Annotated in this window: 27 protein-coding genes and 1 pseudogene; 13 read left to right on the forward strand and 15 right to left on the reverse strand. The window is 28.6% G+C overall.

What is annotated here, in order from left to right; genetic code table 11:
- Nucleotides 1–16: 16 nt before the first annotated feature.
- The gene (panB, locus tag JFY71_RS05185; RefSeq protein WP_243661983.1) at nucleotides 17–847 is read right to left on the reverse strand and encodes a 3-methyl-2-oxobutanoate hydroxymethyltransferase; all 831 of its coding nucleotides are present in this window, start codon (nucleotides 845–847) and stop codon (nucleotides 17–19) included.
- Nucleotides 848–1,105: 258 nt separating this feature from the next.
- Here panB and JFY71_RS05190 point away from each other — a divergent pair, with 258 nt between their 5' ends.
- The 3 genes from JFY71_RS05190 to JFY71_RS05200 all read left to right on the forward strand — a co-directional run bounded on the left by JFY71_RS05190 (nucleotide 1,106) and on the right by JFY71_RS05200 (nucleotide 3,537).
- Nucleotides 1,106–1,804 (forward strand): cyclase family protein, encoded by a 699-nt coding sequence (locus JFY71_RS05190; protein ID WP_243661984.1) that lies wholly within the window; start codon nucleotides 1,106–1,108, stop codon nucleotides 1,802–1,804.
- A 12-nt stretch (nucleotides 1,805–1,816) separates the two neighbouring features.
- Entirely contained in the window at nucleotides 1,817–2,737 is a 921-nt protein-coding gene (locus JFY71_RS05195; RefSeq protein ID WP_243661985.1) for a ketopantoate reductase family protein, read from the forward strand.
- A gap of 107 nt (nucleotides 2,738–2,844) precedes the next feature.
- Entirely contained in the window at nucleotides 2,845–3,537 is a 693-nt protein-coding gene (locus JFY71_RS05200) for a FadR/GntR family transcriptional regulator (protein WP_243661986.1), read from the forward strand.
- A 172-nt stretch (nucleotides 3,538–3,709) separates the two neighbouring features.
- On the opposite strand, the pseudogene JFY71_RS05205 reads toward JFY71_RS05200, so the two are convergent.
- The 3 genes and pseudogenes from JFY71_RS05205 to thpR all read right to left on the reverse strand — a co-directional run bounded on the left by JFY71_RS05205 (nucleotide 3,710) and on the right by thpR (nucleotide 5,623).
- A pseudogene (locus JFY71_RS05205) lies at nucleotides 3,710–4,446 on the reverse strand (IS30 family transposase).
- A 178-nt stretch (nucleotides 4,447–4,624) separates the two neighbouring features.
- Nucleotides 4,625–5,092 carry an HAD family hydrolase gene (locus JFY71_RS05210; protein WP_243661987.1) on the reverse strand — a complete coding sequence of 156 codons (468 nt, stop codon included), beginning with the start codon at nucleotides 5,090–5,092 and terminating at the stop codon, nucleotides 4,625–4,627.
- A gap of 9 nt (nucleotides 5,093–5,101) precedes the next feature.
- Nucleotides 5,102–5,623, reverse strand: a complete 522-nt coding sequence (thpR, locus tag JFY71_RS05215; protein WP_243661988.1) for an RNA 2',3'-cyclic phosphodiesterase — start codon at nucleotides 5,621–5,623, stop codon at nucleotides 5,102–5,104.
- Nucleotides 5,624–5,815: 192 nt separating this feature from the next.
- On the opposite strand from thpR, the gene JFY71_RS12030 reads away from it, so the two are divergent.
- The 5 genes from JFY71_RS12030 (at nucleotide 5,816) to JFY71_RS05235 (ending at nucleotide 9,133) form a co-directional block, all read left to right on the forward strand.
- Complete coding sequence (locus tag JFY71_RS12030) at nucleotides 5,816–6,520, forward strand: transposase family protein (protein WP_263457753.1); 705 nt, start codon at nucleotides 5,816–5,818, stop codon at nucleotides 6,518–6,520.
- On the forward strand, nucleotides 6,511–7,119 hold the full coding sequence (locus JFY71_RS12035; RefSeq protein ID WP_263457754.1) for a transposase: 609 nt from the start codon (nucleotides 6,511–6,513) through the stop codon (nucleotides 7,117–7,119). The genes JFY71_RS12030 and JFY71_RS12035 overlap by 10 nt, the downstream gene beginning before the upstream one ends.
- Before the next feature lie 337 nt (nucleotides 7,120–7,456).
- Complete coding sequence (locus JFY71_RS05225; RefSeq protein WP_243661989.1) at nucleotides 7,457–8,071, forward strand: HAD hydrolase family protein; 615 nt, start codon at nucleotides 7,457–7,459, stop codon at nucleotides 8,069–8,071.
- Between the two features lie 14 nt (nucleotides 8,072–8,085).
- Nucleotides 8,086–8,220 (forward strand): HAD family hydrolase, encoded by a 135-nt coding sequence (locus JFY71_RS12185; RefSeq protein ID WP_243662136.1) that lies wholly within the window; start codon nucleotides 8,086–8,088, stop codon nucleotides 8,218–8,220.
- A gap of 133 nt (nucleotides 8,221–8,353) precedes the next feature.
- Nucleotides 8,354–9,133, forward strand: coding sequence for an HAD family hydrolase (locus tag JFY71_RS05235; RefSeq protein ID WP_243661990.1), 780 nt, complete (start codon nucleotides 8,354–8,356; stop codon nucleotides 9,131–9,133).
- Nucleotides 9,134–9,262: 129 nt separating this feature from the next.
- Here JFY71_RS05235 and JFY71_RS05240 read toward each other — a convergent pair whose 3' ends face one another.
- Entirely contained in the window at nucleotides 9,263–10,414 is a 1,152-nt protein-coding gene (locus tag JFY71_RS05240) for a glucosaminidase domain-containing protein (RefSeq protein ID WP_243661991.1), read from the reverse strand.
- 261 nt (nucleotides 10,415–10,675) lie between these two features.
- Here JFY71_RS05240 and JFY71_RS05245 point away from each other — a divergent pair, with 261 nt between their 5' ends.
- From JFY71_RS05245 to JFY71_RS05255, 3 genes are all read left to right on the forward strand, one after another.
- Nucleotides 10,676–11,269, forward strand: coding sequence for a hypothetical protein (locus JFY71_RS05245; protein ID WP_243661992.1), 594 nt, complete (start codon nucleotides 10,676–10,678; stop codon nucleotides 11,267–11,269).
- Nucleotides 11,270–11,279: 10 nt separating this feature from the next.
- A complete protein-coding gene (locus JFY71_RS05250; RefSeq protein ID WP_243661993.1) occupies nucleotides 11,280–14,180 on the forward strand; it encodes an insulinase family protein in 2,901 nt (966 codons plus the stop codon).
- Nucleotides 14,181–14,309: 129 nt separating this feature from the next.
- Nucleotides 14,310–14,906, forward strand: coding sequence for a hypothetical protein (locus JFY71_RS05255; protein ID WP_243661994.1), 597 nt, complete (start codon nucleotides 14,310–14,312; stop codon nucleotides 14,904–14,906).
- A 70-nt stretch (nucleotides 14,907–14,976) separates the two neighbouring features.
- Here the strand turns inward: JFY71_RS05255 and JFY71_RS05260 are convergent, their stop codons facing one another.
- From JFY71_RS05260 to JFY71_RS05305, 10 genes are all read right to left on the reverse strand, one after another.
- Nucleotides 14,977–15,378, reverse strand: a complete 402-nt coding sequence (locus JFY71_RS05260) for a GNAT family N-acetyltransferase (RefSeq protein ID WP_243661995.1) — start codon at nucleotides 15,376–15,378, stop codon at nucleotides 14,977–14,979.
- A gap of 8 nt (nucleotides 15,379–15,386) precedes the next feature.
- On the reverse strand, nucleotides 15,387–15,899 hold the full coding sequence (locus JFY71_RS05265; RefSeq protein ID WP_243661996.1) for a GNAT family N-acetyltransferase: 513 nt from the start codon (nucleotides 15,897–15,899) through the stop codon (nucleotides 15,387–15,389).
- Nucleotides 15,900–15,981: 82 nt separating this feature from the next.
- The gene (locus JFY71_RS05270) at nucleotides 15,982–16,518 is read right to left on the reverse strand and encodes an NADPH-dependent FMN reductase (RefSeq protein WP_243661997.1); all 537 of its coding nucleotides are present in this window, start codon (nucleotides 16,516–16,518) and stop codon (nucleotides 15,982–15,984) included.
- A gap of 12 nt (nucleotides 16,519–16,530) precedes the next feature.
- Complete coding sequence (locus tag JFY71_RS05275; RefSeq protein ID WP_243661998.1) at nucleotides 16,531–17,115, reverse strand: NADPH-dependent FMN reductase; 585 nt, start codon at nucleotides 17,113–17,115, stop codon at nucleotides 16,531–16,533.
- A 36-nt stretch (nucleotides 17,116–17,151) separates the two neighbouring features.
- Nucleotides 17,152–18,138 carry a pirin family protein gene (locus JFY71_RS05280; RefSeq protein ID WP_243661999.1) on the reverse strand — a complete coding sequence of 329 codons (987 nt, stop codon included), beginning with the start codon at nucleotides 18,136–18,138 and terminating at the stop codon, nucleotides 17,152–17,154.
- Between the two features lie 165 nt (nucleotides 18,139–18,303).
- Nucleotides 18,304–18,690, reverse strand: a complete 387-nt coding sequence (locus JFY71_RS05285; protein ID WP_243662000.1) for a hypothetical protein — start codon at nucleotides 18,688–18,690, stop codon at nucleotides 18,304–18,306.
- A 231-nt stretch (nucleotides 18,691–18,921) separates the two neighbouring features.
- On the reverse strand, nucleotides 18,922–19,200 hold the full coding sequence (locus JFY71_RS05290; protein WP_243662001.1) for a DUF4190 domain-containing protein: 279 nt from the start codon (nucleotides 19,198–19,200) through the stop codon (nucleotides 18,922–18,924).
- Nucleotides 19,201–19,259: 59 nt separating this feature from the next.
- Nucleotides 19,260–20,303 (reverse strand): hypothetical protein, encoded by a 1,044-nt coding sequence (locus JFY71_RS05295; protein WP_243662002.1) that lies wholly within the window; start codon nucleotides 20,301–20,303, stop codon nucleotides 19,260–19,262.
- 73 nt (nucleotides 20,304–20,376) lie between these two features.
- Nucleotides 20,377–21,420, reverse strand: a complete 1,044-nt coding sequence (locus JFY71_RS05300) for a ribonucleotide-diphosphate reductase subunit beta (RefSeq protein WP_243662003.1) — start codon at nucleotides 21,418–21,420, stop codon at nucleotides 20,377–20,379.
- Nucleotides 21,421–21,429: 9 nt separating this feature from the next.
- Complete coding sequence (locus JFY71_RS05305) at nucleotides 21,430–23,961, reverse strand: ribonucleoside-diphosphate reductase subunit alpha (RefSeq protein WP_243662004.1); 2,532 nt, start codon at nucleotides 23,959–23,961, stop codon at nucleotides 21,430–21,432.
- A gap of 300 nt (nucleotides 23,962–24,261) precedes the next feature.
- Here JFY71_RS05305 and JFY71_RS05310 point away from each other — a divergent pair, with 300 nt between their 5' ends.
- Both JFY71_RS05310 and JFY71_RS05315 read left to right on the forward strand, forming a co-directional pair.
- Entirely contained in the window at nucleotides 24,262–24,765 is a 504-nt protein-coding gene (locus tag JFY71_RS05310; protein ID WP_243662005.1) for a hypothetical protein, read from the forward strand.
- A gap of 17 nt (nucleotides 24,766–24,782) precedes the next feature.
- The gene (locus JFY71_RS05315; RefSeq protein ID WP_243662006.1) at nucleotides 24,783–25,256 is read left to right on the forward strand and encodes a DUF3139 domain-containing protein; all 474 of its coding nucleotides are present in this window, start codon (nucleotides 24,783–24,785) and stop codon (nucleotides 25,254–25,256) included.
- Nucleotides 25,257–25,267: the final 11 nt, after the last annotated feature.

Genomic DNA, 25,267 nt, shown 5'->3' on the forward strand with positions numbered 1-25,267 from the left:
ATCCTGTAAAAGATTATTATAATTTAGATATTTTTACCTCTTTATTAAAAGAATATTCTTCAGAAGGGAAGGTTCCATTAACAGTTTCTTCATGAAATTTATTCAATCCATTTACCATTTCTTGTCTTATATTAGCAAAATGTTTAACAAATTTAGGTTTAAAATCACCATACATATTTAATAAATCTTGTGTCACTAAAACTTGACAATCTACATACTTACCAGCACCTATTCCAAGAATTGGAATTTTTATTTCTTCAGCTAGTGCTTTTCCAACAACAGTAGGAACACATTCTAATACTATTGAAAAGGCTCCTGCTTCTTCGATAGCTTTAGCATCCTCAATAAGTTGACGTGCAGATTCGGGAGTACCTCCTTGTACTTTAAATCCACCCAAAGATGTTGCAGTTTGAGGAGTTAGACCAATATGACCCATTACAGGGATTCCGGCTTTAACAAGAGCATTAATAGTGGGTGCATAATCTACCCCTCCCTCTAATTTAATACAGTCACAATTAGTCTCCATAAGTATTCTGCTGCAACTATTAATGGCTTGTTCAATACTAGCATTATAAGAACCAAAAGGCATATCTCCAACTACAAATGTATTAGGGGCACCAAGAACTACAGGCTTAATATGGTGAATCATATCATCTAGAGTTACTCCTACAGTTGTATCTCTTCCAAGCATTATCATAGCTAAAGAATCTCCAACTAAAATAACCTCGCAATCGCTTTCATCAACGATACTAGCAGTTGTATAGTCATATGCTGTAACATATGAAAATTTTTTTCCTTCATTTTTATATTTTTGAAAGTCGGCAATTGTAAATTTTTTCTTTGTCATTTTAATATCCTCCAAATTTTAATAATTAAAGAAATACTATCTAATTAAGAAAAATAACTACAGTAATATTATCTTTCATCATTAGTATATAACTACACACACTTGTTGTCAAGAAATAAATCTTGAAATATAGAGGAATATTAATATAATATTGACATTTAACAAAAATAAAGATAAAATTATAACTACAGTAATACTATCTCTAAAATAATAAAATACTATCTCTATTTTGAATATCTATTTAACAAGGAGGGAATTATGAATACTAAGTATGTTGAATTAGGATATCCTATCAGTGAAGATATGAAAGTTTATCCTGGATTACCAGAAGTTAAAATTGAGTTAAGAGAAGATATATTAAAAAATGATGACTGGAATGGAAGTGTATTATCTATATATCTACACGCAGGAACTCATGTAGATGCTCCTTGGCATTATATGGGTGGGGACGCGCCTGGAATCGATAAAATTCCTATAGAAAAATTTTTCTATGATTATCCTTTAATTATAGATGTGCCTGCAAGTAAACCTAATGATTTAGTAACCGTGGAGCAATTAGAGTCATATGGTGAAGAAATTTATAAAGCTGACTTATTGATATTCAATACTCATTCATATTTAAAAAGAGCTGATGATTTTATGAGTTATGCTACAAATTTTCCAGCCATAAGTCCAGAGCTTGCAATTTATATTAGAGAAAATTTGCCTAATGTAAAAGCTGTGGCAATTGATACTTTAAGTATAGAAAATATAAGCAATGGAAAAGAAAACGGATTTAAAACCCATAAAGCATTTTTAAATCCGAAATTAAAAAATGATACCATTTTAATATATGAAGATATTAATATGGCTCCAATAATAGATAAGAAATTGATAAGTGCTTGCTGTACTCCTCTAAGAATAGTAGGAGGAGATGCTAGTATTTGCAATTTAGTAGTTAAAATTAGTGATGAATAAGGAGCTAAAATTATGAAAATAGTAGTAGTGGGAGCTGGATCAGTTGGTACTTTGTTTGGCTCTATCTTATATGAACATGGAATGGATGTTACATTAGTAGAAATTAGAAACGAGATAGTTGAAGCAATACATAAAGATGGTTTAAAAGTAACTAGAGGGGATTCGGAAAAAGTTTTTGAGATTGATATAACTAATAATATTATAGATGTAGAAAATCCTGATTTAATAATATTTGCTGTAAAATCATATGATAATATAACTGCTGCTTATGATTGTTTGAAAATAATAGGACCAGAAACTATAGTGTTAACATTACAAAATGGTATTGGGAATTATGAAACTATATCCAATATATTAGGGGAAAAACATACAGTAATAGGAACAACAACATTTGGTGCTACACAGTATGCACCTGGATGTACTAGAGGAAGTGAAACTGGAGAAATTTCAATAGGTGAATATAAAGGTGGAAGTAGTGAAAGAATTAAAAATATTGCAGAAATACTTAGAAGTGGTGGTTTTACTGTAAATATAGTAAATGATGTTAATAGTTTGGTTTGGACGAAATTAGCAGTTAATGTAGGTATTAATGCAATAGGAGCATTATGCCGAATTAGCAACGGAGAAACACATTCCATTGAATCGGCTTCTATAATTCAAAAAATGGCAGTTGAGGAACTGATGAAAGTTGCTAAGAAAAAAGGTATAGACCTAGATTATAATTCTTTATATGACCATGTTGTTGATGTAACTATAACAACTAGTACAAATAAATGTTCAATGTTACAAGATGTAGAAAAAAGAAATTTAACAGAAATAAGAGCTATAAATGGAGCGATTGTTGATTACGGTAATTCAATAAATATTGATACACCGATAAATTTAGTTCTTACAAACTTAATGATAGCCACAGAGACAAGTTATAGAAAATAGTTTAAATATTCTATGTACTTAAAGTCAATCAGTAGGTATAATATCTATTGATTGACTTTTTATATTGTACAATATACATATAATAAAATTAGGAGGAATAATATTTTATGATTGACAAAAAGGATAAATCACTAGGGGAGGTGGTGTCTTCTATAATAAAAAATGATATATTTATACATGAAATATATCAACCTGGGGATAAATTACCAGTAGAAAAAGAATTAGCAAATAAATTAAAAGTTAGTCGTACAGCTTTAAGAGAAGGAATAAAAGATTTAGAATCTAAAGGAATATTAGAGATAAAAAGAGGAGTAGGAACTTTTGTATCTAAGGATTTTGGGTTTGGACTTGATACCAAAAATTTAAAAGTAGAAGACATTCAGAGAATTTTATTGAAAGATTGGTATGAAATGAGGATTCTATTTGAAGTTCCTGCTATGTCGCTTGTGGCAGAGAGAGCAACAGATAAAGAAATAGAAGAAATAGAAAATATACAAAATGAAATAAAGATTTTGATAGAGCAAGATAAAAGTTTTTTAGAATTGGATTATTTATTTCATAAAAAATTGACTTTAGCAACGCACAATAATGTATTGATAAAAACAATGTATGAAAATAAGGTGTGGGAATGGTCATACTACTTGATAGCCAAAAATCAAAAAAATTTGAAGGTGAAAATGCAAAACAACGCTTTTAACAATCATACATCAATAGTTAATTTTTTAAAAGATAGAGATGGTGAAGGAGCTGAGATGGCTATGAGATATCACTTAATTACGGCAATAAATGATGTAAAATAAAAAATTTACCAGATATATTTAGTCTAAGAGGATATGTGTACCATTATAGTAGGTATAAAAAATTGTTTTTAGAACTTTTAACAATTAAAAAAGTTCTGTTTTTTACATATTGCTAGTTTTAAAATACGTATAGAATTATTATTTATGTTGAATTGCAATAATAATTACAACACTACTTCGAATTATTTAATTCGTATAAAAACGCTTCGAAAGGTGTCTTAAATTCTAGGCATCTCCTTGGTCTAGAATTTAATTCAAGCAATACTTCATTCAGCTATTCATCTTCTACTTTTTATAAATCTGTTCTCTTAGGATAATATTCCCTTTATAATCCATTGCTGTTTTTATTAGTACCTCTCTACCAAGCACTATATGGGTCTGCGAAATAACCTTTACTTTTAACTCTAGAAGATACTATTGTGTCAATTCCCAATGACCAAATTCTATTCGTTCTTTTACATGTTTAGGTAGTTGAGAAATTGATTTACCAACATTAAATTTCCCTCTATTTTCTTTTGGGTTCCTGCTGTGCCCTTTTCTACGTAATACTTTTAATTTAACAGATAGAATGTTTGAATATATCCAATTATAGATGGTTTTAAAAGACAGTATTCCTTGTAAATTTCTATAAGCAATTTGCTCCGGAGACCATGATTTATTTAATCTATCTCGGATGATATTTCCTAAAGTTTGTGTATATTTTAGCTTTCGATCTTTGTTTTTGGATTTTAATTCATAGTCTTCTTGAGCCTTTTTAGCTGAATACTCTCCGTTGCATCTATTTATTTTTCTACTAATTGTTTAGTTATTAAACACTAATATTTTAGCTATTTTTCTATCGGAGTAGTACTCTTTTTTAAGAATTTCTATTTTGCTTCTTTCATCTATGGTAAGATATTTATGACTTATAACAGGTTCCTTTCGTGATTGTTTTTGTTGTAATTAACATTTTACTCGAAAAAGAATTTGTTATAAATTTTTTATTCAATTGTTGCATTTAATTTTACAATCTATCACATAAATCAATATTTAAATTTGTGACAATAAATATATTTATTTTACTCTTAGAAAGAATGGGCGTTTATTTTTACCCTCTTAAATCGGCAATTAATCTGTCTGTATATATAAATAAGTCCATGGAATCGAGTATTGAGGTTACACAAATATCTGAAATATTTACTATTTTTCCATAGGCCCCCTCCTGTCCTATTATTCCAACGGAAAGGGCAGCGATTTTTAGCATTTCCATATCATTTCTTCCATTGCCAATACAAGCACAAGTATCGGGATTTAATTCTAGGACTATGTCCCTTTTAGAAATTGAAGCATTATCGCCATTAAAAGTATGTACTTTTACCGGCAGATTTTCGCAAATTTTCTCCACTGTTTTATAGGTGTCGGAAGTTAATATATAAAGTTCATAATTTTTTGAAAGTTCTATTAATTTAGATTTTGTAGAACTATCTATTTTTCCCTTAACTGCTAAAGTACCATTGTAATCGAATATTATTTTATCTATATTTAATTTTTTATAACCTGGAATATTTATTTTCATAATCCACCTTTAATTATTATTTCTATATATTTCTTTATAACTTACTTTTCTATCTATTATTTGAGACTCCATTAAACTAAGATGATTTATATTTGTAGAGAATTTTGAACTTAGTATTTGTTTTTCATTAGAAGGCATAACAACTTTTCTTGCTAGTGTAATATGAGGTGAAAAAGGTTTTTTATCTAGGATAAAATTTTCTTTTAATAAATCCTTATAGAGCTTATTTTGTATATCTAAAAGCTTTTTGTTTTCTTCTATACCAAGCCAGTAAATATCACCATTTCTACGATTGAATTTTCCGATTTTATCAAAGACCAGATTTAAGTTACTAAATTTAATACCATCCATTATATTTTTTATAGGAGGAAGTTTTTTCTTTTCTATTTCCCCTAAAAAAATTAAGGTTAAATGGATATTTTCTATTTTTGTCGGATTGCCCTTAGAGTATAAACCTATTAAGTCCTTTTGAACTTTAAGGATTTTTTCTTTTGTTTCTTTGTTAAAATTAATTGCAATAAATAGTCTCATGTTTATTCCTTTCAATTTTTTATATTATACCATATAAAAAAACCATTGCTGATTTTTTCGGTTCTATAATTTATGGTGTTGGTGAAGAAAAATGAAAATCTTCTCCAGCACCATTTTTTTATAAAAAAAGAGACATAACAACCATTTTTCCGATACAATAAATTCACTACAAAATACCAATCGGAGGTCATTATGTCTACAAGTAATTATATCTTAGATTTCTTAGGAATAAAAGATAAGAATATTAAATTTATTAAATTCAGCAATAACATGAGAAAGAACAATGTAACATATAAAGTTATAGACGCTAAACTTTCTTATACTCCTAATGCTTGTCCAATTTGTGGGAATATGGACAAGAATGCAATTATTAAGCACGGAAATAAAATATCAAATATTAAACTTCTTCCACTAAATGGAGATCCTACTATTTTAAAATTAAGAAAACAAAGATTTTTTTGTAAAGAATGCTCTCATACTTTTACAGCAAAAACCAATATTGTAGAGAAAAATTGTTTTATTTCAAATAGGGTAAAATTACATATAACTGAAAATCTAACTATGAAAATAAGTCAAAAGGATATTGCTAGGTTAGATTACGTATCTTCTAATACTGTTAGTCGTTCTTTAGAGGCTAATTATAAGGCTTTTAGAGTTAACAAGTCATATCTGCCTGAAACTTTGTGTTTTGATGAATTCAAATCCACTAAAGATGCTAAGGGCAATATGAGCTTTATCTTTTGTAATGGTGATAGGAAGAATTTTAATATTATAGATATTGTTGAAAATCGTACTCTTCCTTATTTAACTAAATATTTTAGAAAGTTTACCTATAAAGCAAGAGCAAATGTTAAATATATTTGTATATATATATATATAAACCTTATATGTCATTAATTAAGGATGTTTTTCCTAATGCTCAAATAGTTTTAGATAAGTTTCATATTGTAAATCTTATTGGCAGAGCTTTGTTAAAAACAAGGATTGAAATAATGAAAAACTTTAGTACTTCCTCTATTGAATATAAAAGATTAAAAAGATATTGGAAGCTAATTCAAAAGGATTCTTCTAAACTTGATATAATCCACTTTAGTAAATGGACACATTTTAGTAAGTGGAAAAGCACATCTGATGTAGTAAATGAAACTATAGCTATTGATGATAATTTAAAGAAAACATATGAGGTTTATCAAATTCTTTTATCTGATATTAGATGTGAAAATTCTAAAGGATTAAGGGAACATTTAACTTTATTTAAGGATACAGTAAGTGAGCAAATGAAAGTAGCTATAAACACTTTGTTAGAATATTTTGAATATGTGGAAAACACATTAAGTACGAACATTACAAATGGCCCCTTGGAAGGTACTAATAATCTTATTAAAAGTATAAAAAGAATAGCTTTTGGATATAGGTCATTTTATAATTTTAGAAATAGAGTTTTTATAATTAAAAATTTAATGAAGCCAATAAAGAATTATCAGGCAGCTATATAGCTGCCTGATATAAAAGTAGTTTGTTATTTTATTGTATACCAACACCATTTGACAAAGAACCATTTTTTCAACAATGGTTTAAATATCTAGGAATAATTTAGGCTTTATAAAGTTTGAAGCTAGGAAAGCTAACAGAAATAGGAAAATATGTCCAAAATCATCTTATTACAAACTACTACTTACTAGTAAATATTTATTTAATATAAAATACAAGATAAAAGAAAAAGTAAAGATAGATGTAAAAGTTGTACGTATATGTTATGATTAATTAAATACTATTAGGAAAGGTTTTCTAAAAAGCCTCCTAAAAAATACGATGTAGAATGGAGAGAATATAATGAACACCAATCCTCATAATATTAAGTTAGTTGCGGTAGATATGGATGGAACTTTTGTACGAAGTGATTATACTTACAACATACCAAGATTCAAGGCTATTTTATCTAGAATGAAAGAGGCGGAATGTCAATTTGTAGTTGCCAGTGGAAATCAGTATTACCAATTACGTTCTCATTTTCCTGATGACCATAATGAATTTAGCTTTATTGCAGAAAATGGTGCCTTAGTAAAGAATAAAGAGGAGCTTATTTTTTCTGCCAATATTTCTAAAGAAGCCATTATGTTGACTATTGAGCTATGTAAAAAACATCCTGAAATAAAAAATGTCATGTGTGGACTAAAGAGTGCCTATTGTCAGCGAGGAAGGGTAAGTGATGAATTTTTTAAATTAACAAATATTTATTATCATAGATTAAAATGGGTAGATGATTTTACACAGGTTAATGATCAAATTTTGAAGTTTGCTCCAACGGTTCCAGTAGAAAAAACAATGTATTATTATGAACTATTTCGCGATGAATTAAATGGATTGCTGGCTCCCACAACTAGTGGCCATGGCTCAATTGATTTGATTATTCCAGGTTGTCATAAGGCATCGGGTTTAAAAAAATAGTTAAGCGTTGGGGTATTACTCCTGAGCAATGTGTTGCTTTTGGTGACGGAGGAAATGATATTGAGATGCTGGAATATTGTGGAAGAAGTTATGCTATGGATAATGCACCTAGTGAGGTGAAAGAGGTTGCAGATTTTATTTGCCCATAAAATAATGAGGATGGAGTTCTAGTTACATTAGATAAGTTATTTCCCATAAAATAATAAGGGAAACTTAAATAGTTGGTGTAAATTTAAGTTAAAATTTTTTTATTATATGAAGGACATAGAAGAAGGAGAAAGTATGGATAATATAAAAATTATTTTTTTTGATATTGATGGAACATTAATAGATATGAATAAAAAAAAGATTACAGATAGGATGTTAGAAACACTTAAACAATTAAAAAAGCAAAATATTATTATTTGTATTGCTACAGGAAGAAGTCCAATTGCATTGCCTCACTTTGAAAAAGTTGAATTTGATGCTTTTTTGACCTTTAATGGTTCTTATTGCTTTAGTGAAGAAGATACTATTTATAAGAATCCTATTCCAACTAGTGATGTTTATAGGATAATTGAAAATTCCAACGAATTGAATCGTCCAGTTGCAGTTGCCACAAGTAATAAAATAATTGCTAATGGTAAGGATAAGGACTTAGTTGAATATTTTTCTTTTGCAAACCAAGAGGTTATTGTTGCTGATGAATTTGATAAAATTATAAACCATGATGAAGTATTCCAATTAATGTTAAGTTCTCGAAAAGAGGATTATTCTCAAATAATGAAAAATACAAGATATTCAAAGATTGCAGCATGGTGGGATCGTGCTATTGATATTATTCCTTCTAGTAGTGGAAAAGGTAAAGGAATTGAAAAAATTCTAAAATATTATGGTTTAAATAAATCTGAAGCATTAGCATTTGGTGATGGCAACAACGATATTGAAATGTTGAAGGCTGTAGGATGGGGCGTAGCTATGGATAATGCTTCTAATGAATTAAAATCAATTGCCGATGAGGTTATAGGACATGTGGCAGATGAAGGTATATATAATTTTTGTTTAGAGCGTAGATTAATATAATGGATACCGATTGAATTTTTCAAATATTAGATTTATATTATTGAATTAATACTATTCATATATTTTTCTAACAGGAAGTTTTTTATATTTTCCATATAAAAAAACCATTGTTGGTTTTTCAACAATGGTTTAAATATCTAGGAATAATTTAGGATTTACAAAGTTTGAACCTACAGAGGCAGCAATTGAAAAATTCAATAGGGCTTTGTTAGACTCCTTATCTCCCTTTATATTTCCTATAATATCTGTTTCTGTTACCTTATCTCCTACAGTCATGTATATATTATCTAAATTAGAGTAGTGGGAAAATAATCCATCTTCATGTTGTATTACAATAAATTTTCCATTAACACTATCTTCAGATACTTCAACTACTTCTCCCCTATTTGCAGAATAGATATATGTGTTATAGGGTAATTCAAAATCCAATCCCTTGAATTTATTTGCAGTAGTATTTTTATTATAGTCGTTTAAAATATTAAATTCAGTAGATACAGGTACATTAAAATTTTCTTTATAGTATTCAGTTCTTAAAATTATTGTTTTGTCTTTTCTTAGAAACTTATTTTCGTCTTTTATTTCTGAGTTAAGTTCCTTTAATTCCTCTAAGGAAATACCTGTAGCCTTACTTATTGAAACTAAGTTTTCCTTGTTTTTTTCCTCAACTGTATAAGCAATAGGATAATCGAAAACAGCTAAGTTATAATCTTCAATTATTTTATTAAGCTTATCAGCATATTGACTATCTGTTGCATATTTTCCGGTTAAAGCAGCTGTTGCTTCTTGGTAGCTAGAAGCATTTGACTTCCAAGCACCTGAATAGTAATTCTCATCAAATTCAGACCCTTTAAGTAATAAGTCGGCATAATCTTCCATTGATTCTTTAAAAGAAGGATAAATCCTAAAAGTATCAACCATATCTACTCTTCCGCCATAGTCTTCCCATGTTTGGAAATCTGAAGAATTGCCCTTATAATCGCCCTTTATACCAAATAGATTATTATTTGGATCTTGTGATAGTCCACTTTTACCAAAACCAGATTCTAAACAAGCTTGAGCAATCATAACAGAAGCATATATGTTTTTTTCTTGACCAATTCTACGAGCTTCTTTTCCAAGTATATTTATAAATTGTTCAGCTGTATATTCTGATTTTTCTATATTTTGTTCAATATTTTCCGTATTACTAGCAAAACTTTCTTCACTATTTTCTGCACTAGAAACAACAGGCGTAAAGAAAATAGCAGATGCTAATAATAACGCCGTAATTTTTTTGTTCATAAATTCCCCCAAATCTTTTACAAGTTGTTAGTATACCATAGAATGTAAATAAATAAAAGGAAATTAGCTTTTTATAATAGTTTAATAGTAAATAGTTAATATTTTATAAAAAATAAAAAAACCGTAATAAAGCCAATTTTTTAACTTTGTTACAGTTTTTTTATATAATTTTTAAATCAATATCTATTTTTTGGTCTAATATTTTATATATTAAAAATTTTAAAATGATATAATATATTTTAATGGGTAAAAGAGGTAATTATGAAAAAAAATGATTTAAACTTAAAAAAACTCAATGCTTTTATAGAAAATAGAGATTTTAATTTTGCAAAAAATTATATTAGGGATAATTTAAATATTTCTGACGAAGAAGCATTAAAATATTTACATAAATATATAAATGAAAACAATATAGATATAAGCAATGGTAAATTTGCTAAAGATATTAACATAGGATATGAGAAAATAGTATTTTCTTCCCTAGTAGTAGGCTTGCTTTTTATTTTTATTTTTGTCATGACTATTTATTTAATAAAGAGTATGGGTAAGAGTATTAATGTGCTTTTACTTATTATATTGTTTTTATTGAATTTAATATGCCTTCTTTACTTTATTATATTGGTTTTAGATATTTTAAAGGGAAATACCCTTGTAATAAAAGGTAATTATGAAAGCATTAAAACAAATTCAAGATTTTCAGCTAATTATATTATAAAGTTTGACAGCGGTGAAACAGTTATTGTTCCAGGAAATATTTATCAAGTATTAAAGAATTATAATAGTTGTGAACTTGAAAGATTTAAATATAGTAAAAAAATAAAGAGTATTAAAAATATTAAAAAAAATAGATATTAAGGAGAATGAAATGACACATGGTTTTAAATTAATTAAAGAAGAATATATTAAAGATGTAGATTCCAATATTAAAATATTTGAACATGAACAATCCGGTGCAAGGTTAATGGCAATGGAAAATGATGATAATAACAAGGTTTTTGGTATAGGTTTTAGAACACCACCTAATAATTCAACAGGGGTGGCCCATATATTAGAGCATTCTGTTTTAAATGGTTCAAGAAAATTTAAAACAAGAGAACCTTTTATGGATTTATTAAAAAGTTCCTTACAGACTTTTTTAAATGCAATGACATTTTCAGACAAAACCATCTATCCGGTAGCAAGTAGAAATGACAAGGATTTTCATAATTTAATGGATGTTTATTTAGATGCTGTTTTCTTTCCTAGAGTGAAAACTAAAAAGGAGATATTCTTACAGGAAGGATGGCACTATGAAATAAACAGTAAAGAAGAAGATATAAAATATAAGGGTGTAGTTTATAACGAAATGAAAGGTGCTTATTCATCACCAGATGCAATAATGTATTACGAGTTTGCTAAGGGACTTTTCCCTGACTCCATATATGGAAATGAATCCGGTGGAAATCCCTATAATATTCCTGAACTAAGTTATGAAGAATTTTTAGATTTTTATAATAAGTTTTATCATCCGGTAAATTCCTATATATTTTTATATGGGAAAATGGATTTAGAGGAGCAATTGAAATTTATTAATGATGAATACTTAAGTAATTTTAATAAGATAGAATTGGACTCATCTATAAAACTACAAAAGGAATTTGAAAAACCAAGGCAATTAAAAACAGAGTATTCCATAGCTTCAGAAGAAGACCCTAAAAATAAGGATATTTTGATTTATGGTGTAAGAAGTGGTAAAAAATCCAATATTCTAGAAGCCTATACAAATGAAATACTGCGTTCTGTTTTATTTTCCAACGATGGCTCCCCATTGAAGTTAGCCTTATTAAAAGAGGGAATTGGTGAGGATATAGACGATCTTTCTACAGATGGCCTAGAACTTGGACTGGGAATTACAGCAATTAATACTTCTACAGATAAGGTAGAGGAGTTTACAAAAATTATAGAAGAGGAATTAAAGAAGGTAATTGACAAGGGAATAGATAAGGAGCAATTAGAAGCTGCCTTAAATAAAATGGAATACAATTTAAGGGAAAATGGTAATTTTCCAACTAAGGGAATAATATATTTCATTTCATCCCTAGATACCTGGCTTTATGATGAAGACCCTACAATTCAATTTAAATATGAAGATGTATTAAAAGAACTAAGGGAAAATATTAAAACCGATTATTATGAAAAATTTGTTGAAACAAATATTTTAAACAATAAAAATAAAGTTATTATTTCATTAAAGGCAACTCCGGGATTAAATGCAAAAAAAGATGTGGAAGTTGCAAAAAAATTAAAGGAATACAAGGAAAGTCTATCAGAAGAAGAGTTAAATAATTTAATTGAAGAAAACAAGGCTCTTGTAGAGTTTCAAAACAGAGAGGATAGTCAAGAGGAGAAGGACACAATTCCTTCCTTAAAATTATCGGATATAGACTCAAATGTATTGGAAATTCCTTCAATTGAAGAAAAGAAGGACAATTATACTATCCTATATCACCCACTATTTACAGGAAAAATCAACTATATAGACTTGGTTTTTGATTTAGAATTTATAAAGGAAGAAGAAATAAAGTATTTAGCCTTATTATGTGATTTACTAACAATGGTCGATACAAAAAAATATCCTTATACTGACTTGGATACTAGAATTTTCTTAGATACCGGTGGAATTAATATTACAGCTTCTTCAATATATAATTTTAGAAAAGAAGGCGGATACTTTAAGAAATTAATGGTTTCAAGTAAGGCCACTGTTGATAAAACTGAAAAGATGTTTGATTTAATTGAGGAGATTATCTTCAATTCTAAGTTCGATAATATAAAGAGAATTAGAGAAATCTTACAGATAATTAAATTGAAGTTTGAATCCGATATAGTGGAAAATGGCCACCAATACGGTATTAACTTAACTAATAGTTATTATTCACAACAGGGAAAATACAATGAAAACCTTAATGGAATAACTTATTATGACTTTATTGTAGACTTAGAGAAAAACTTAGAAGATAAATTCGATTCCCTACAAGAAGAATTAAAAGCCATTAGTGGAAAAGTATTTAACAGCAATAATATGATTTTTAATATTACTACAGATGAAGAAGAAAAGGATAAGCTAATAGAATTAAGTGAAAATTTAATTTCTAAATTATCTCAAGAAAAATTGGAAAAACATGATTTAGTATTTACCTTAGAAAAGAAAAACGAGGGAATAATGACATCTTCAAATGTTAACTATGTAATTAAATCATATAATTTAAAAGAAATAGGCTATGAATATAATGGTAGTCATGTAGTTTTATCCAATATTATTTCCAGTTCCTACCTATATAACAATATTAGAGCACAAGGTGGAGCTTATGGAACAGGAATGGGAGTAAATAATTCTGGAAACATATTCTTCTATTCCTACAGGGATCCTAATATAAAAAATACAATTGATGTATATAATAAAACAGGGGAATTTTTAAGGAATTTGGAATTAGACAGTACAGAACTAACACAATTTATTATTGGTTCAGTTACTAAATTTGACCCACCTGCAACAAATCCTACAAAGGGAAAAGTAGCCTTAACCATGTATATATCAGGACAGACTTCCGATGATTTAAGAAAGAACTTGGAAGAAGCTATAAATACCAATTTAGATGAATTAAAGGAATTTGCAAAGGATATTGATTATGCAATGGAGAAAAATTATATGGCAACAATCGGAAACACAGAACAAATAAAGGAAAACAAAGAACTGTTTGAAGAAATAAGACAATTGAAGAAATAAATTAAAAATACATCTAAAATAGGTTTTAAAAACTTACTTTAGATGTATTTTTATATGGGAAGAAACTTTGAATTTTTGTATCTATTTAAAGGTCTTATTTTAGATATAATATATTTAAAGGAGGTTTTTATGAAAAAAATCTTATTAATTTTATTACTAATAATTACATTAACATCATGTGGAAAAAGTAGTGATGAGGAAGTAAAGAAAGCAACTGAGGATTTTACCTTAAATACTTTTGATATATTCTTATCTATAAAAAACCCGAATTATTCTTTAATACATAAAGATGGTGACAACTTAAGAAATATGTTAGAAGCTAGAAATGAAATTGCAGGTAATAATTTAAAAGAGTATATAGAAAAAGGTATGAAATATAAAAGTAAATTTGATTTTCAGGATATTTATTTCCAAAAGGATTATGTATTGGTAAATTATAAATATACAATAGAAGAATTAAATGATAATTCAGCCTACTCATCGAATTGTTCTGCACTATTAAAAAAAGATAATAACAGTTGGAAAGTTCTTCAATTAAATTCAGACCATGGAAATTGGGAAGAAATGTTTTTAAAGCAGGAGGATTTTGAAAAATTACATAGTAATCAACATTTACCTGAAGAAAAAATAACCTTAGAAGAAGAAATGGAAAATTTAAAGAATTTCAAATATGATGTTTCAAAAGAGAAAATCGATGAATTAATGGAAAAGTATAGTATTAATTAAAAAAGCCTGTTTAATAAAGCAGGCTTTTTCTTTATCCATATTTATAAATCTATTTTCACTTGTAAAGTAATTATTTTTTCCTTTTCATAGCTACTTCAAAGTCCTTTAAATAATCGAATTTAAATTTAAAATAGAGTTTATCGGCAGGTTTATTTGCAATTAATGAAATATAAGCTTCCTCATTACAATTTTCTTCAAAATATTTATCGATTTCTGCCATTATTATTTTGCCAAGGCCCTTTCCTTGGTAGGACTTGTCAACCATAATGTCGGAAACTACATAGGTTATTGCCCCGTCGCCAACAATTCGTCCAAAGCCTATTAATTTATTATTATCATAGATAGATACAATAAAGAGAGAATTTTTCAGAGCTATTTCCGTACGGTTAAGGCTTTTTTCTCCACCCATTCCGGAACTTTTTCTTAAATTTATATATTCAGAGGCACTTGGTTTAGTAAATAGTATTTCCATAATGTCCTCTAAAACTGTAAAGTCATTAAAATAGCGTCTCCATAGCCATCTTCATATTTAAAATAATTTTCAAAAAATCCTATTTCTTCAAATCCGAATCTTTCGTATAGGCTAATGGCTGCGTAGTTATCTGACTTTACTTCAAGTTCTACTATTTCAATATATTCATTATTTGCTGCATAGGAAAGAAGAGCATCGATTATTTCCCTACCGATACCCTTGTTCCAATAATCTTTTTTTACGGAAACCCCTAAAGAAACCCTATGACCTATAATAGAATCAATATTATAACCCTTTAAACTTCCCATTCCTATTATTTCCTTATTTAATTTTGCTACTAACATTATACTTGTAGGACTATGGTTATAGGAGTCAATTATTAACCCTTCATCTTTTACATTTAATTCCTTTACTTGTTTAGGAGTTATAGTTAAATTGTTGCTTTCTCCTGTAATTATTTTCAAATATTCAATTAAATCCTTAGCATCTTCAACTTTTGCCCTATCAATTGTGTAATTCATAAAACTCCCTCTTTTAATTTGTTTTAATAGTAGCTTTTAAAATAAGAGCATTTTGTATTTACAAATTGCTCTTATTTTAATATTAATTCATTTTATTTATATAATCTACAAAAATAGCAAAATTTTTATTTAAAGAACCGGCCTTATCTTCCCTTAGCATATTGTTTTCTACACTGTCTTGAACTTTTGGAAAATAAACCTCTATTCCCGGCACAACTATCGCTTTGTGTCCGTTGGATCTTAATACTTGTCGTAAATGGCCTTGAGCTCTAATAGTTCCCCAATGGCCCATGGAACCTCCTGTTATCATAACAGGTTTATTAATAAATACCCTTTTCTTTCTGGAGCACCAGTCAAGGTAATTTTTTAAGACAGAAGGAAGGGAATAGTTGTTTTCCGGAGTTACTATAATTATGCCATCAGCCCATTCAACATCTTCTCTAGCCTTGTCTACAATAGGCCAATCATCCTTTTCTATATCCTCTGAAAACATTGGTATTGTAGCAATGTCAGCCTGTTTAAAGGTATAATCATCCTTATATTTTTCCATAATATAATTTGCTATCATTTGATTATAAGACCCTTTTCTTGTGCTACCTACTACAAGTAAAATATTCATAAAACCTCCTGTTTAATTACAACTAAAACAATAACCATTGCCTGGTTTAATATAGTCAATAAAATTTATAAAGGCAGTATTTAAAGATTCTGCCTTATCCTCTAATAGTTTTCCATCTTTAATTCTGTCTTGAATTGCATTAATGTAGACTTCTGTATTTGGAACAGCTATTGCCTTAACACCAGGTGAAAGCAAGGCCTGTCTTAAATGACTTTGAGCCATTACCGTTCCTAAATGACCTAGAGTAGCACCGGTTACCATTGTTGGTTTTCCATTTAGGACATGTTCTACTCTGGAACACCAATCTATAAAGTTTTTCATTAAAACCGACATTGTAAAATTATGCTCAGGAGTTAATAATAAAACACCGTCAGCCCAATTAACATCCTCTCGTAACTTAGTTACAGAAGGAAAGTCTTCGTTTTCAATATCTTCAGAATAAACAGGCAGTGATTTTAAATCAGCTTGTCTAAAGTCTACAATATTACCGTATTTATCCCTTAAATAGTCAGCTATTAGCTGGTTATAGGAGCCTTTTCTACTACTACCAACAACTAATAGTATTTTTACATTTTCATTTTTACTTACATTAAACATATTTTACCTCTCATATTATATTTAGTAACTATTAAATTATTTTTCTTTAGGATATTCTATTATTCCATCAGAATATTTTGCATATCTTTTAGTATTTATACTATGAACAACTTCGTCATCATAAAAAGGCCAGCCACCAAATTCAGTATTTTCGTAGTCTAAATAGGCTTGCTTTATTTCCTCCCTTGTATTCATAACAAAAGGTCCGTAAGCAACAACTGGCTCCTTAATTGGTTCACCTTCCAATAGAAGAATTTTAGCCTCTTCTTTTCCGGTATTAGTTATTGTAAGAGTTTCATTTCCTTTTACAAAAGCATATTCCCTTTCTGAAAATGAAACATCATCAAGAGTAATTTCATTGCCAAAATAGAAATATATAGCTCTATTTAAAGTGTTGGTTTTCTTTTGTAGGGAATATTCTGCCCCTGATTCTAAAGTGATGAATTTAATTCCTACATGGTTTTCCGGCTCATAAGCCCATGAATTTTTTGTTGGTTTTAGTGCATCAATATTATCTTCACTTCCGGCAACTAAAACTATTTTTATATTCTTATTGTTAGTATCCTTTTTTTCAATAACAGGTATTTCTTCAGCCCATAGCATTTTATAATCAGGTTCAACCATTTTGTTCTTGCTATCTAAGTTAAGCCAAATTTGAAACAAATCTAAAGGATTATCCCTATCTGTATTAAATAATGGAAACATTTCACAGTGCTGAAGTCCCTTGCCGGCTGTCATCCATTGAACATCGCCGTTGGCATACCTTCCATTTGAACCTAGGCCATCGGAATGGTCGACAACACCTCTTTCAACATAGGTAACAGTTTCAAATCCCCTATGGGGATGTTTAGGAAAACCGGGAACATTTTTTCCATAATACATGCTCCATTTTCCTGTATTATCTTCAATTGGACCAAGACTTCCATTGCCCTTAGGGTATCTATCATCATGATAAGCAGCCAATATAAAAGGACTTTGGACTTCTAATCGCCTACTAAACTCACCTCTTTGTAAAATTTTCATCAATGCCTCCAATATATTAAAAAGCTAACTATATATTTGATTTTATCCATAAATATAGTTAGTGTAGTTAACTTATTCACATAAAGATTATACCCCTAGTTAGTAATAACAAACATATTGTTACAAATAAAAAAAGCTAGTGTTATCACTAGTCTGCTAAATTTATTAAAGAGTAAATCCTTCAGCTTCTACCCTTAATTTATATAAATATTGTATCCACTCAGGTTCTTCATTCATTGAATTTTTAATTTTCTTAATACTGTTTTTTCCAATATCATTATTCAGCAATAATAATATTTTTTCTAAAGAGTTAGTAGAATTTATTTTATAATGAATATTATTTCTAGAGTATTTTTTAATAAACTCCTGTAAATTTAAATCCTTAGGTATAAATTCTTCAGTAATTTTTTCATTATCGGCATAAATTGTAATGCTAATTAAATTGTCATTCTCTAAATTTCGAGAAAACTCGTATTTAATTCTGCCATTTAGAGAATGACATATTAAATCCACCTCTAATAATTTTTTTATTTTATTTAAATTTTCTATCATACATTTCCTTTCTATAGATTTAGTTAATTAATCATTAATAGTTTTAAAATTATTAATAATATAATAAAGGGAATCATAATCTTTAAAGTTAATTTAAAAGCCTTCATAATATACTCTCCTTTCATAGCTTAAACAGTTCCCTTATCTTTACTATATTATCTCTAAGTTTGTTTAAATCCATATTAGGACTATGTAAAATCTGCATTAAAAAAATCGGTAATAAATACCGATTTAAAATATAAAATTAAATATAGAAAAAAATGAAATTCCAAAAACAAGCATTAATATCCAAAAGATTAAATGTCCTACTATGCCTAATATGCCGGTGATAATTCCGGCAGTTGCAAAGCCGTCACCTTCTTCATTAGAATATTTTATTTCATTTTTTGCCATAATCCCAAGAACTATTGCAATAATCCCTACAATAAAAGTAATATCAAAGATTAGGGATACTATTCCAAGAACCATGGAGATAGTTGCCTTAGTATTTGTTCCACCACGATTATTCATTTACCTTCCTCATTTCAGTTAATAGTATATTAATTATACCTCAAAGAAGATTAATATATTTATTTTAATTCTTCTAAGAAATATTTAGTTAAGTCATAGTTTATTAAAAAAATAGTTCCACTATCCTCATAAGGATTAACGACATAGGTATATACTCCATTATTATCTATTGCTATTGAATAACTGGAATCACTCCATAAAAATCCATAGTCATAAGTATTATATTCAAATTCTAAGTTTTGAGTTATAGTCCAATTATTAAGGTCCTGGTCTAAATCCGATCTTTTATTTAGTATATTTTTTAAAATTTCCTCAGGATTTTCTAAAACCGTATCCCTGTTTAGAAACACCATTAATTCAGCGGTATAAACTTCATTAAAATTCCAAACAACAGGATCATCATAAACGAAAGTAAAACTTCCATTGTAAATTTGACCATCTTTAATTCCAAAATAAACTGTACCAATTTGAGCAATATAATCGAAATCATATCCAGTATCAATATATTCTTTTTGATATTCGTCCATTTTATCTGGAGTTAATATTTCAAAAACATAGCTAGGTCCTTCCACAACGGACATTTTAATATTATATTTTTCTGTAATGGTATTTATAAAATAGGATACTCTGTCTTCGCTGTTTAAATCATAGACTAAATCGTCTAAGCCATTTCTTACTTTACTCAGTTTACTACTATCAACTGAAAAAATATTTGCAGTTTCTTCGGTGCCATCTAAGCTTATTGGAGAGTTGGTTTCAACATAAAACCTAATATTTCCATTGTTTTCCAGTTCAAAATCAATAAGGCTAAAAGCGTTTATTGCTCCACCATTCAAAGAGTCGATTCTACCTTTAAAATAGTAGTTTTTATCTTCGATATAAATCCTTATGTCATTAATATTTTCTTTTTCATATTCAGGATAACTCTCTAAAAATGCTAAATATATTCTTTTTAATAAGTCATTTTTTTCTAACTCTGTAGATTTTTCCTGTGATTTTATTGTTTCCTTTGAAATATCTATATTTCTAGTAGTTAAGGAATTTTCTTTAGAGGAACAAGCTACTAAAAATATAAGAATTAAAACTAAAATAAATTTTTTCATATATGTAACCTCCCTATTTAATTATATAATATATTTAATATAAAAAAGAACTGGATTTTTCCAGTTCTTAAGATTATAAATCATCTTCTATTATGGAGCTTTTTGCATAAGCTGTTACTTTACCTTCAAAGAAGTCTGTTTTTACTTGATTAGGGTCTGAATATTCGCTTACCCACTTCATAGATTCCGGTTCGTTTTCAAATCCAGGATATATTACCCCAAAACCTAAACCTGTTGAGCGTAAATTACCAAGGTATTTAATATATTCTTCTATCATTTTCATATTAATTCCTTGAATATTGTCACCTAGAACATATTGTCCCCAGGCAATTTCCTCTTCTACTCCTTGTTTAATCATGTTTTTAAACATTTCTATATTTTCAGGAGTAAATATTTCAGGTTCTTCTTTTTTCAGTTCCAATAGTATGGACCTAAACAACCATAGATGTGTATTTTCATCTCTATTAATATATCTTATTTCCTGAACGGTTCCCGGCATTTTCCCAATTCTTCCAAGGCTGTAGAAGAACATAAAGCCGGAATAGAAATATATACCTTCAAGTATATAATTTGCTACCATGGTCTTTACTAGGGAAATTTTTGACTTATTGTCTAAAAATTCATTGTATAAATCGCCTATGAATTTATTTCTTGCCAGTAGATGAGGGTCATCCCTCCATTGGTATAATATTTCAGATCTTTCTTCAGGTGAACAAATAGTATCTAGTATATAGCCATAACTTTGGCTGTGTACAGCTTCTTGAAAGGCCTGTATAGTCAAACACAAATTAACTTCATTAGCTGTTATATATTCTCCAACATTAGGAAGGTTAGCTGTTTGAATACTGTCTAGAAAAACAAGGAAAGAAAGGGTTTTGTCGTAAGCTCTTCTTTCATGTTCGTCTAATTTTCTGTAGTCCTTAATGTCTTGAGTAAGATTTATTTCTTCAGGAATCCAAAAATTATTCATAGCCTGTCTGTACCAATCGGAAGTCCAAGTATATTTAATATTGTTAAAATCGTTAAGATTAGTTGTATTTCCGTTTATCATTCTTCTTTTACTAAGTTCTATGTCTCCATTTTCATTAAAGAGACCTTTTCTTTTTAAATCTGCCATTATTTCCTCCTATGCTGAACAAGAATCACATTCTTCTACTTCTAAAGATTTACTTCTTACATAATATATGGTTTTAACTCCTTCTTCCCAAGCCTTAATATAAAGGTTTAAAATCATACGCATTGTAAAATCCGTTGTTATATAAAGATTAATAGATTGACCTTGGTCAATATGTCTTTGTCTTATACCTGCTGCTTTTACAACTAGACCTTGGTCAATATCGTGGGCATTTTCATAGGTCCAAAAAGTGTGAGGGTTTAGTCCCGGTGCAACTCTTGGAACAATGGAACCCTTTTTTTCCTCTAGGAAATACCTGTTCATAACAGGGTCTACTGCAGCAGTAGTTCCGGCTATAATAGATGTTGAGCCTGTAGGAGCAACAGCCATTATATAACCATTTCTAAGTCCATATTTTCCTATATTACTTTCCAGCTCCTTCCATCTTTTAGATGTGTAGGACCTTTTTGAAAAATATTCTCCTGTTTGCCAGTCGGATCCTTCAAAATATTCATAAGAATTTTTTTCCCTAGCTATTTTCATACTTGCTTCTATTGCATAATAATTTATATTTTCATATAATTCATTGGCAAATTCTGTGTGTTTATCAATATCGGACCACATAATTCCCTCTTTTACTAAGGCGTGGTGGTAACCGGAAGTCCCCAGTCCAATGGAACGATATTTTTTATTTGTTATTTTAGCATATGGAACAGGATAATAGTTTAAGTCTATAACATTGTCCAATCCTCTTACAGCTGTTTCAACAATGTATTGTAATTCTTTCTGATTATTTACATCTATATTGCCAAGGACTAAGGAAGCTAGATTACATACTACAAAATCACCGGACTTTGTTTTTGTAACAACAACAGTGTCGCCATTTTCATCTTTTATTTCCTGAGAAACTGTTTCTATTTCACTCATATTCTGTAAAATTTCTGTACAGAGGTTTGAGGAATAAATTATTCCCTTATGTTTATTTGGATTCATTTTATTTACAGTATCTCTGTTAAAGGCAAAAGGAGTTCCTGTTTCCGATAGGGATTTAATTACCAGTCTTATTAAATCTTTAACAGATATTATTCTCTTATCTATATTTGGATCATTTACACAGGACCAGTATTTTTCTTCCCATTCATCACCATAGGAATCCTCTAAAGACCAACCCTTAACTGTCATAATTTCATGAGGGTCCATTAAATACCAATTAGCATTAATATCGTCTTTAGCTAACTTCCAAAATAAATCCGGATAGCAGACAGCAGGAAAAACATCATGGGCCTTTAATCTGTCATCACCGCTATTTGTACGAATTTGTAAAAATTCAGGTATATCCTTATGCCAAACATCTAAATAAACAGCAACAGAACCCTGCCTAACCCCTAGTTGGTCTACAGCTACAGCAGTATCATTTGCAAGTTTAATCCAACGAATAACACCGCCGGCAACACCTTTAAAACCTCTAATATCCGAACCGGTAGCTCGAACTTTTCCGAAATACATTCCCATACCACCACCGTGTTTTGAAACCTGGGCAAAGTTATCAATTGAGCGATAAATTCCTGTAAGGCTGTCAGGTACAGTGTCAATAAAACATGAACTTAACTGGTGGAATGGCTTTCTAGCATTACTCATAGTAGGCGTAGCTACAGTAACTTGTAATTTACTGTATATATCATAAAATCTTTTAGCCCATTCAACCTTATTATTACCTTCCGGAAGGGCTAAATGCATTGCTATTCCCATAAACATCTCCTGAGGTGTTTCCATAATTTTATTATCGTGAGTTTTTATTAAGTATCTTTTAGAAATTAACTCAATAGAACTATAGGTAAACAAGCTGTCTCTTGAACTGTTCATATATTTGTCGAGAATGTCTATTTCGTCATTAGTATAATTTTCTCTTATATATTTTCCATAAAGACCTTCTTCTTCCAGGAATTTAATTTTTCCTTTAAAATCGTGAATATCGTATCTTATACACTCTTCTTCAATGGAAATATTTAAATCATAGCAAAAAAATCTGGCAGAAATATATTCCCAATCCGGTGCTTCCTTGCTGGTTAATTCAGAAGAAGCCCTAATTAAAACCTTTAAGTAATCCTTGTTATTCATTCCTGACTTAACAAAGGAAGTAAATTTTATATATAATTGTTCAATTTCATATCTTGTTCTATCATAATCGTCTTGAATACTTTTTATTATTTCTAAAATATTTTGATCTGTAATATAATCTTCAAATTGTTCAACGACTTTTCTGTCCATACTATGTTGAGCCCTGTAAAGAATATAGCTTTTAACAACAGCATAATGGTTGTGGTCAATTAAAGTTAACTCTACTAAGTCTTGAATTTCTTCTACCGTAGGAATATGTCCCTTAGGATATTTTGTTTTAAGAGTATTTTCCACAATATTTGCCATTGTTTCCAACTCTTGACGAGAAATAGTTTTATTTACAGAATTAAAGGCTTTTTCCATAGCACGAATTATCTTTTCAATGTCAAATTCTACATGGCTGCCATCTCTTTTTATAATTTCCATTCTTTTCTCCTAACTAATTAAAATACACTATATATAGTACCATATTTAAAGGTTCATAAAACATATTGTACTTTTATAAAACAATATTAGTAAAAATCTTATAAAATAAAAAAATATTTTTAAAGCAATGACTAAATTTCAAGTTTTTAAAAAACAAATTACAGTAATATTCTTCCATTATCTATTTTATAACAATTATATAAACAATAAAAATATTTTTATTAATAGATAAAACAATAAATATTTATTGACTTACGATAAATAATTGTTATACTATAATAAAAGAGAGGAACTATTCTAATGTTTATAAAATTATTTGAAGTTATATTTTTAAATATAATTAAATTTATTTTCATACCCATTATTTTATTATCGTCATTAGGGAATACATTTTCAAATGTACCAAATAGTGAGCATACAAAAAACTTAGTTAATAGGACTATAGCAAAAGAAAAATTAAATGATTTTTATGTAGATTATGAGGAATTAATAAACACTAAAGATAACTGGTTAGGAGATGGAGATGTATTTATAAAAATTAAAGTAGATGGAGAAATATATGAATATATAAAAAATGATTCTTCATGGGAAAGTCCATGTGAGGTAGATGAGAATAAGGAATATGTACTTTCTATATTAACTTATGAACTTGGTAATTCTATTATTGAAATAATGAAAGAAAGTTACTGGAAATTTGAAAATAGAACTGAAAATATTGGGGAAGATAATACTATAAGGAATTTTACCTTTACTTTTTTCCATAGTGAAGAAAATTACATATATGTTTTCCAATTTGATAGTTAGAAGTGAAGGAGTAAAATATGAAAAAGGAAGTTAAATATAAAAAGACAAAAATATTTTTTGTGATTTTATTAGTTTATCTTGTATTACTTATTATAGAAAAACCTATATATGAGCATCTAGCAAATAATGCTATAGACAGGTATATAGAAACGCAAGGATTAAAAAATGAAGAGGTTTTAAGTGATACAGGGTTAAGTGATGACCACCTATTCGCCTATGTTAATGTATGTAGGAGGACTATAATTTTTAAAAATAATCCTAAGGAAGAGTATGAATATTCAATTTTAGGTAGAAGATTTAAGTATCTTCCTTTTATATTAATACCATTTCAGAACACTATACGCTTATTAAATTCAAATATTTATGAAGAAGTTATGTTTTCCGTAATAAATTTGGAAACCTTAGAATTGGAAATAGATGAAAATCAAATATCTGAGGGAGATTTGGACAAAAATGGGAAATTATTAAGAGAAATACCTTGGAAAGATTAAGAGGAGTACAT

It is taken from the genome of Miniphocaeibacter halophilus, from assembly GCF_016458825.1.
Classification (GTDB): Bacteria; Bacillota; Clostridia; order Tissierellales; family Peptoniphilaceae; genus Miniphocaeibacter; species Miniphocaeibacter halophilus.

Bases quoted from the DNA above. Each gene is read 5' to 3' on its own strand.
- JFY71_RS05195 (WP_243661985.1), top strand. From the start codon at position 1,817: ATGAAAATAGTAGTAGTGGGAGCTGGATCAGTTGGTACTTTGTTTGGC.
- JFY71_RS05300 (WP_243662003.1), bottom strand. From the start codon at position 21,420: ATGGCAGATTTAAAAAGAAAAGGTCTCTTTAATGAAAATGGAGACATA.
- JFY71_RS05260 (WP_243661995.1), bottom strand. From the start codon at position 15,378: ATGGAAATACTATTTACTAAACCAAGTGCCTCTGAATATATAAATTTA.
- panB (WP_243661983.1), bottom strand. From the start codon at position 847: ATGACAAAGAAAAAATTTACAATTGCCGACTTTCAAAAATATAAAAAT.
- JFY71_RS05295 (WP_243662002.1), bottom strand. From the start codon at position 20,303: ATGAAAAAATTTATTTTAGTTTTAATTCTTATATTTTTAGTAGCTTGT.
- thpR (WP_243661988.1), bottom strand. From the start codon at position 5,623: ATGAGACTATTTATTGCAATTAATTTTAACAAAGAAACAAAAGAAAAA.
- JFY71_RS05290 (WP_243662001.1), bottom strand. From the start codon at position 19,200: ATGAATAATCGTGGTGGAACAAATACTAAGGCAACTATCTCCATGGTT.
- JFY71_RS05240 (WP_243661991.1), bottom strand. From the start codon at position 10,414: ATGAACAAAAAAATTACGGCGTTATTATTAGCATCTGCTATTTTCTTT.
- JFY71_RS12030 (WP_263457753.1), top strand. From the start codon at position 5,816: ATGTCTACAAGTAATTATATCTTAGATTTCTTAGGAATAAAAGATAAG.
- JFY71_RS05210 (WP_243661987.1), bottom strand. From the start codon at position 5,092: ATGAAAATAAATATTCCAGGTTATAAAAAATTAAATATAGATAAAATA.
- JFY71_RS05285 (WP_243662000.1), bottom strand. From the start codon at position 18,690: ATGATAGAAAATTTAAATAAAATAAAAAAATTATTAGAGGTGGATTTA.
- JFY71_RS05280 (WP_243661999.1), bottom strand. From the start codon at position 18,138: ATGAAAATTTTACAAAGAGGTGAGTTTAGTAGGCGATTAGAAGTCCAA.
- JFY71_RS05250 (WP_243661993.1), top strand. From the start codon at position 11,280: ATGACACATGGTTTTAAATTAATTAAAGAAGAATATATTAAAGATGTA.
- JFY71_RS05190 (WP_243661984.1), top strand. From the start codon at position 1,106: ATGAATACTAAGTATGTTGAATTAGGATATCCTATCAGTGAAGATATG.
- JFY71_RS05200 (WP_243661986.1), top strand. From the start codon at position 2,845: ATGATTGACAAAAAGGATAAATCACTAGGGGAGGTGGTGTCTTCTATA.
- JFY71_RS05315 (WP_243662006.1), top strand. From the start codon at position 24,783: ATGAAAAAGGAAGTTAAATATAAAAAGACAAAAATATTTTTTGTGATT.
- JFY71_RS12035 (WP_263457754.1), top strand. From the start codon at position 6,511: ATGTCATTAATTAAGGATGTTTTTCCTAATGCTCAAATAGTTTTAGAT.
- JFY71_RS05310 (WP_243662005.1), top strand. From the start codon at position 24,262: ATGTTTATAAAATTATTTGAAGTTATATTTTTAAATATAATTAAATTT.
- JFY71_RS05305 (WP_243662004.1), bottom strand. From the start codon at position 23,961: ATGGAAATTATAAAAAGAGATGGCAGCCATGTAGAATTTGACATTGAA.
- JFY71_RS05255 (WP_243661994.1), top strand. From the start codon at position 14,310: ATGAAAAAAATCTTATTAATTTTATTACTAATAATTACATTAACATCA.
- JFY71_RS05270 (WP_243661997.1), bottom strand. From the start codon at position 16,518: ATGAATATTTTACTTGTAGTAGGTAGCACAAGAAAAGGGTCTTATAAT.
- JFY71_RS05225 (WP_243661989.1), top strand. From the start codon at position 7,457: ATGAACACCAATCCTCATAATATTAAGTTAGTTGCGGTAGATATGGAT.
- JFY71_RS05275 (WP_243661998.1), bottom strand. From the start codon at position 17,115: ATGTTTAATGTAAGTAAAAATGAAAATGTAAAAATACTATTAGTTGTT.
- JFY71_RS05235 (WP_243661990.1), top strand. From the start codon at position 8,354: ATGGATAATATAAAAATTATTTTTTTTGATATTGATGGAACATTAATA.
- JFY71_RS05265 (WP_243661996.1), bottom strand. From the start codon at position 15,899: ATGAATTACACAATTGATAGGGCAAAAGTTGAAGATGCTAAGGATTTA.
- JFY71_RS05245 (WP_243661992.1), top strand. From the start codon at position 10,676: ATGAAAAAAAATGATTTAAACTTAAAAAAACTCAATGCTTTTATAGAA.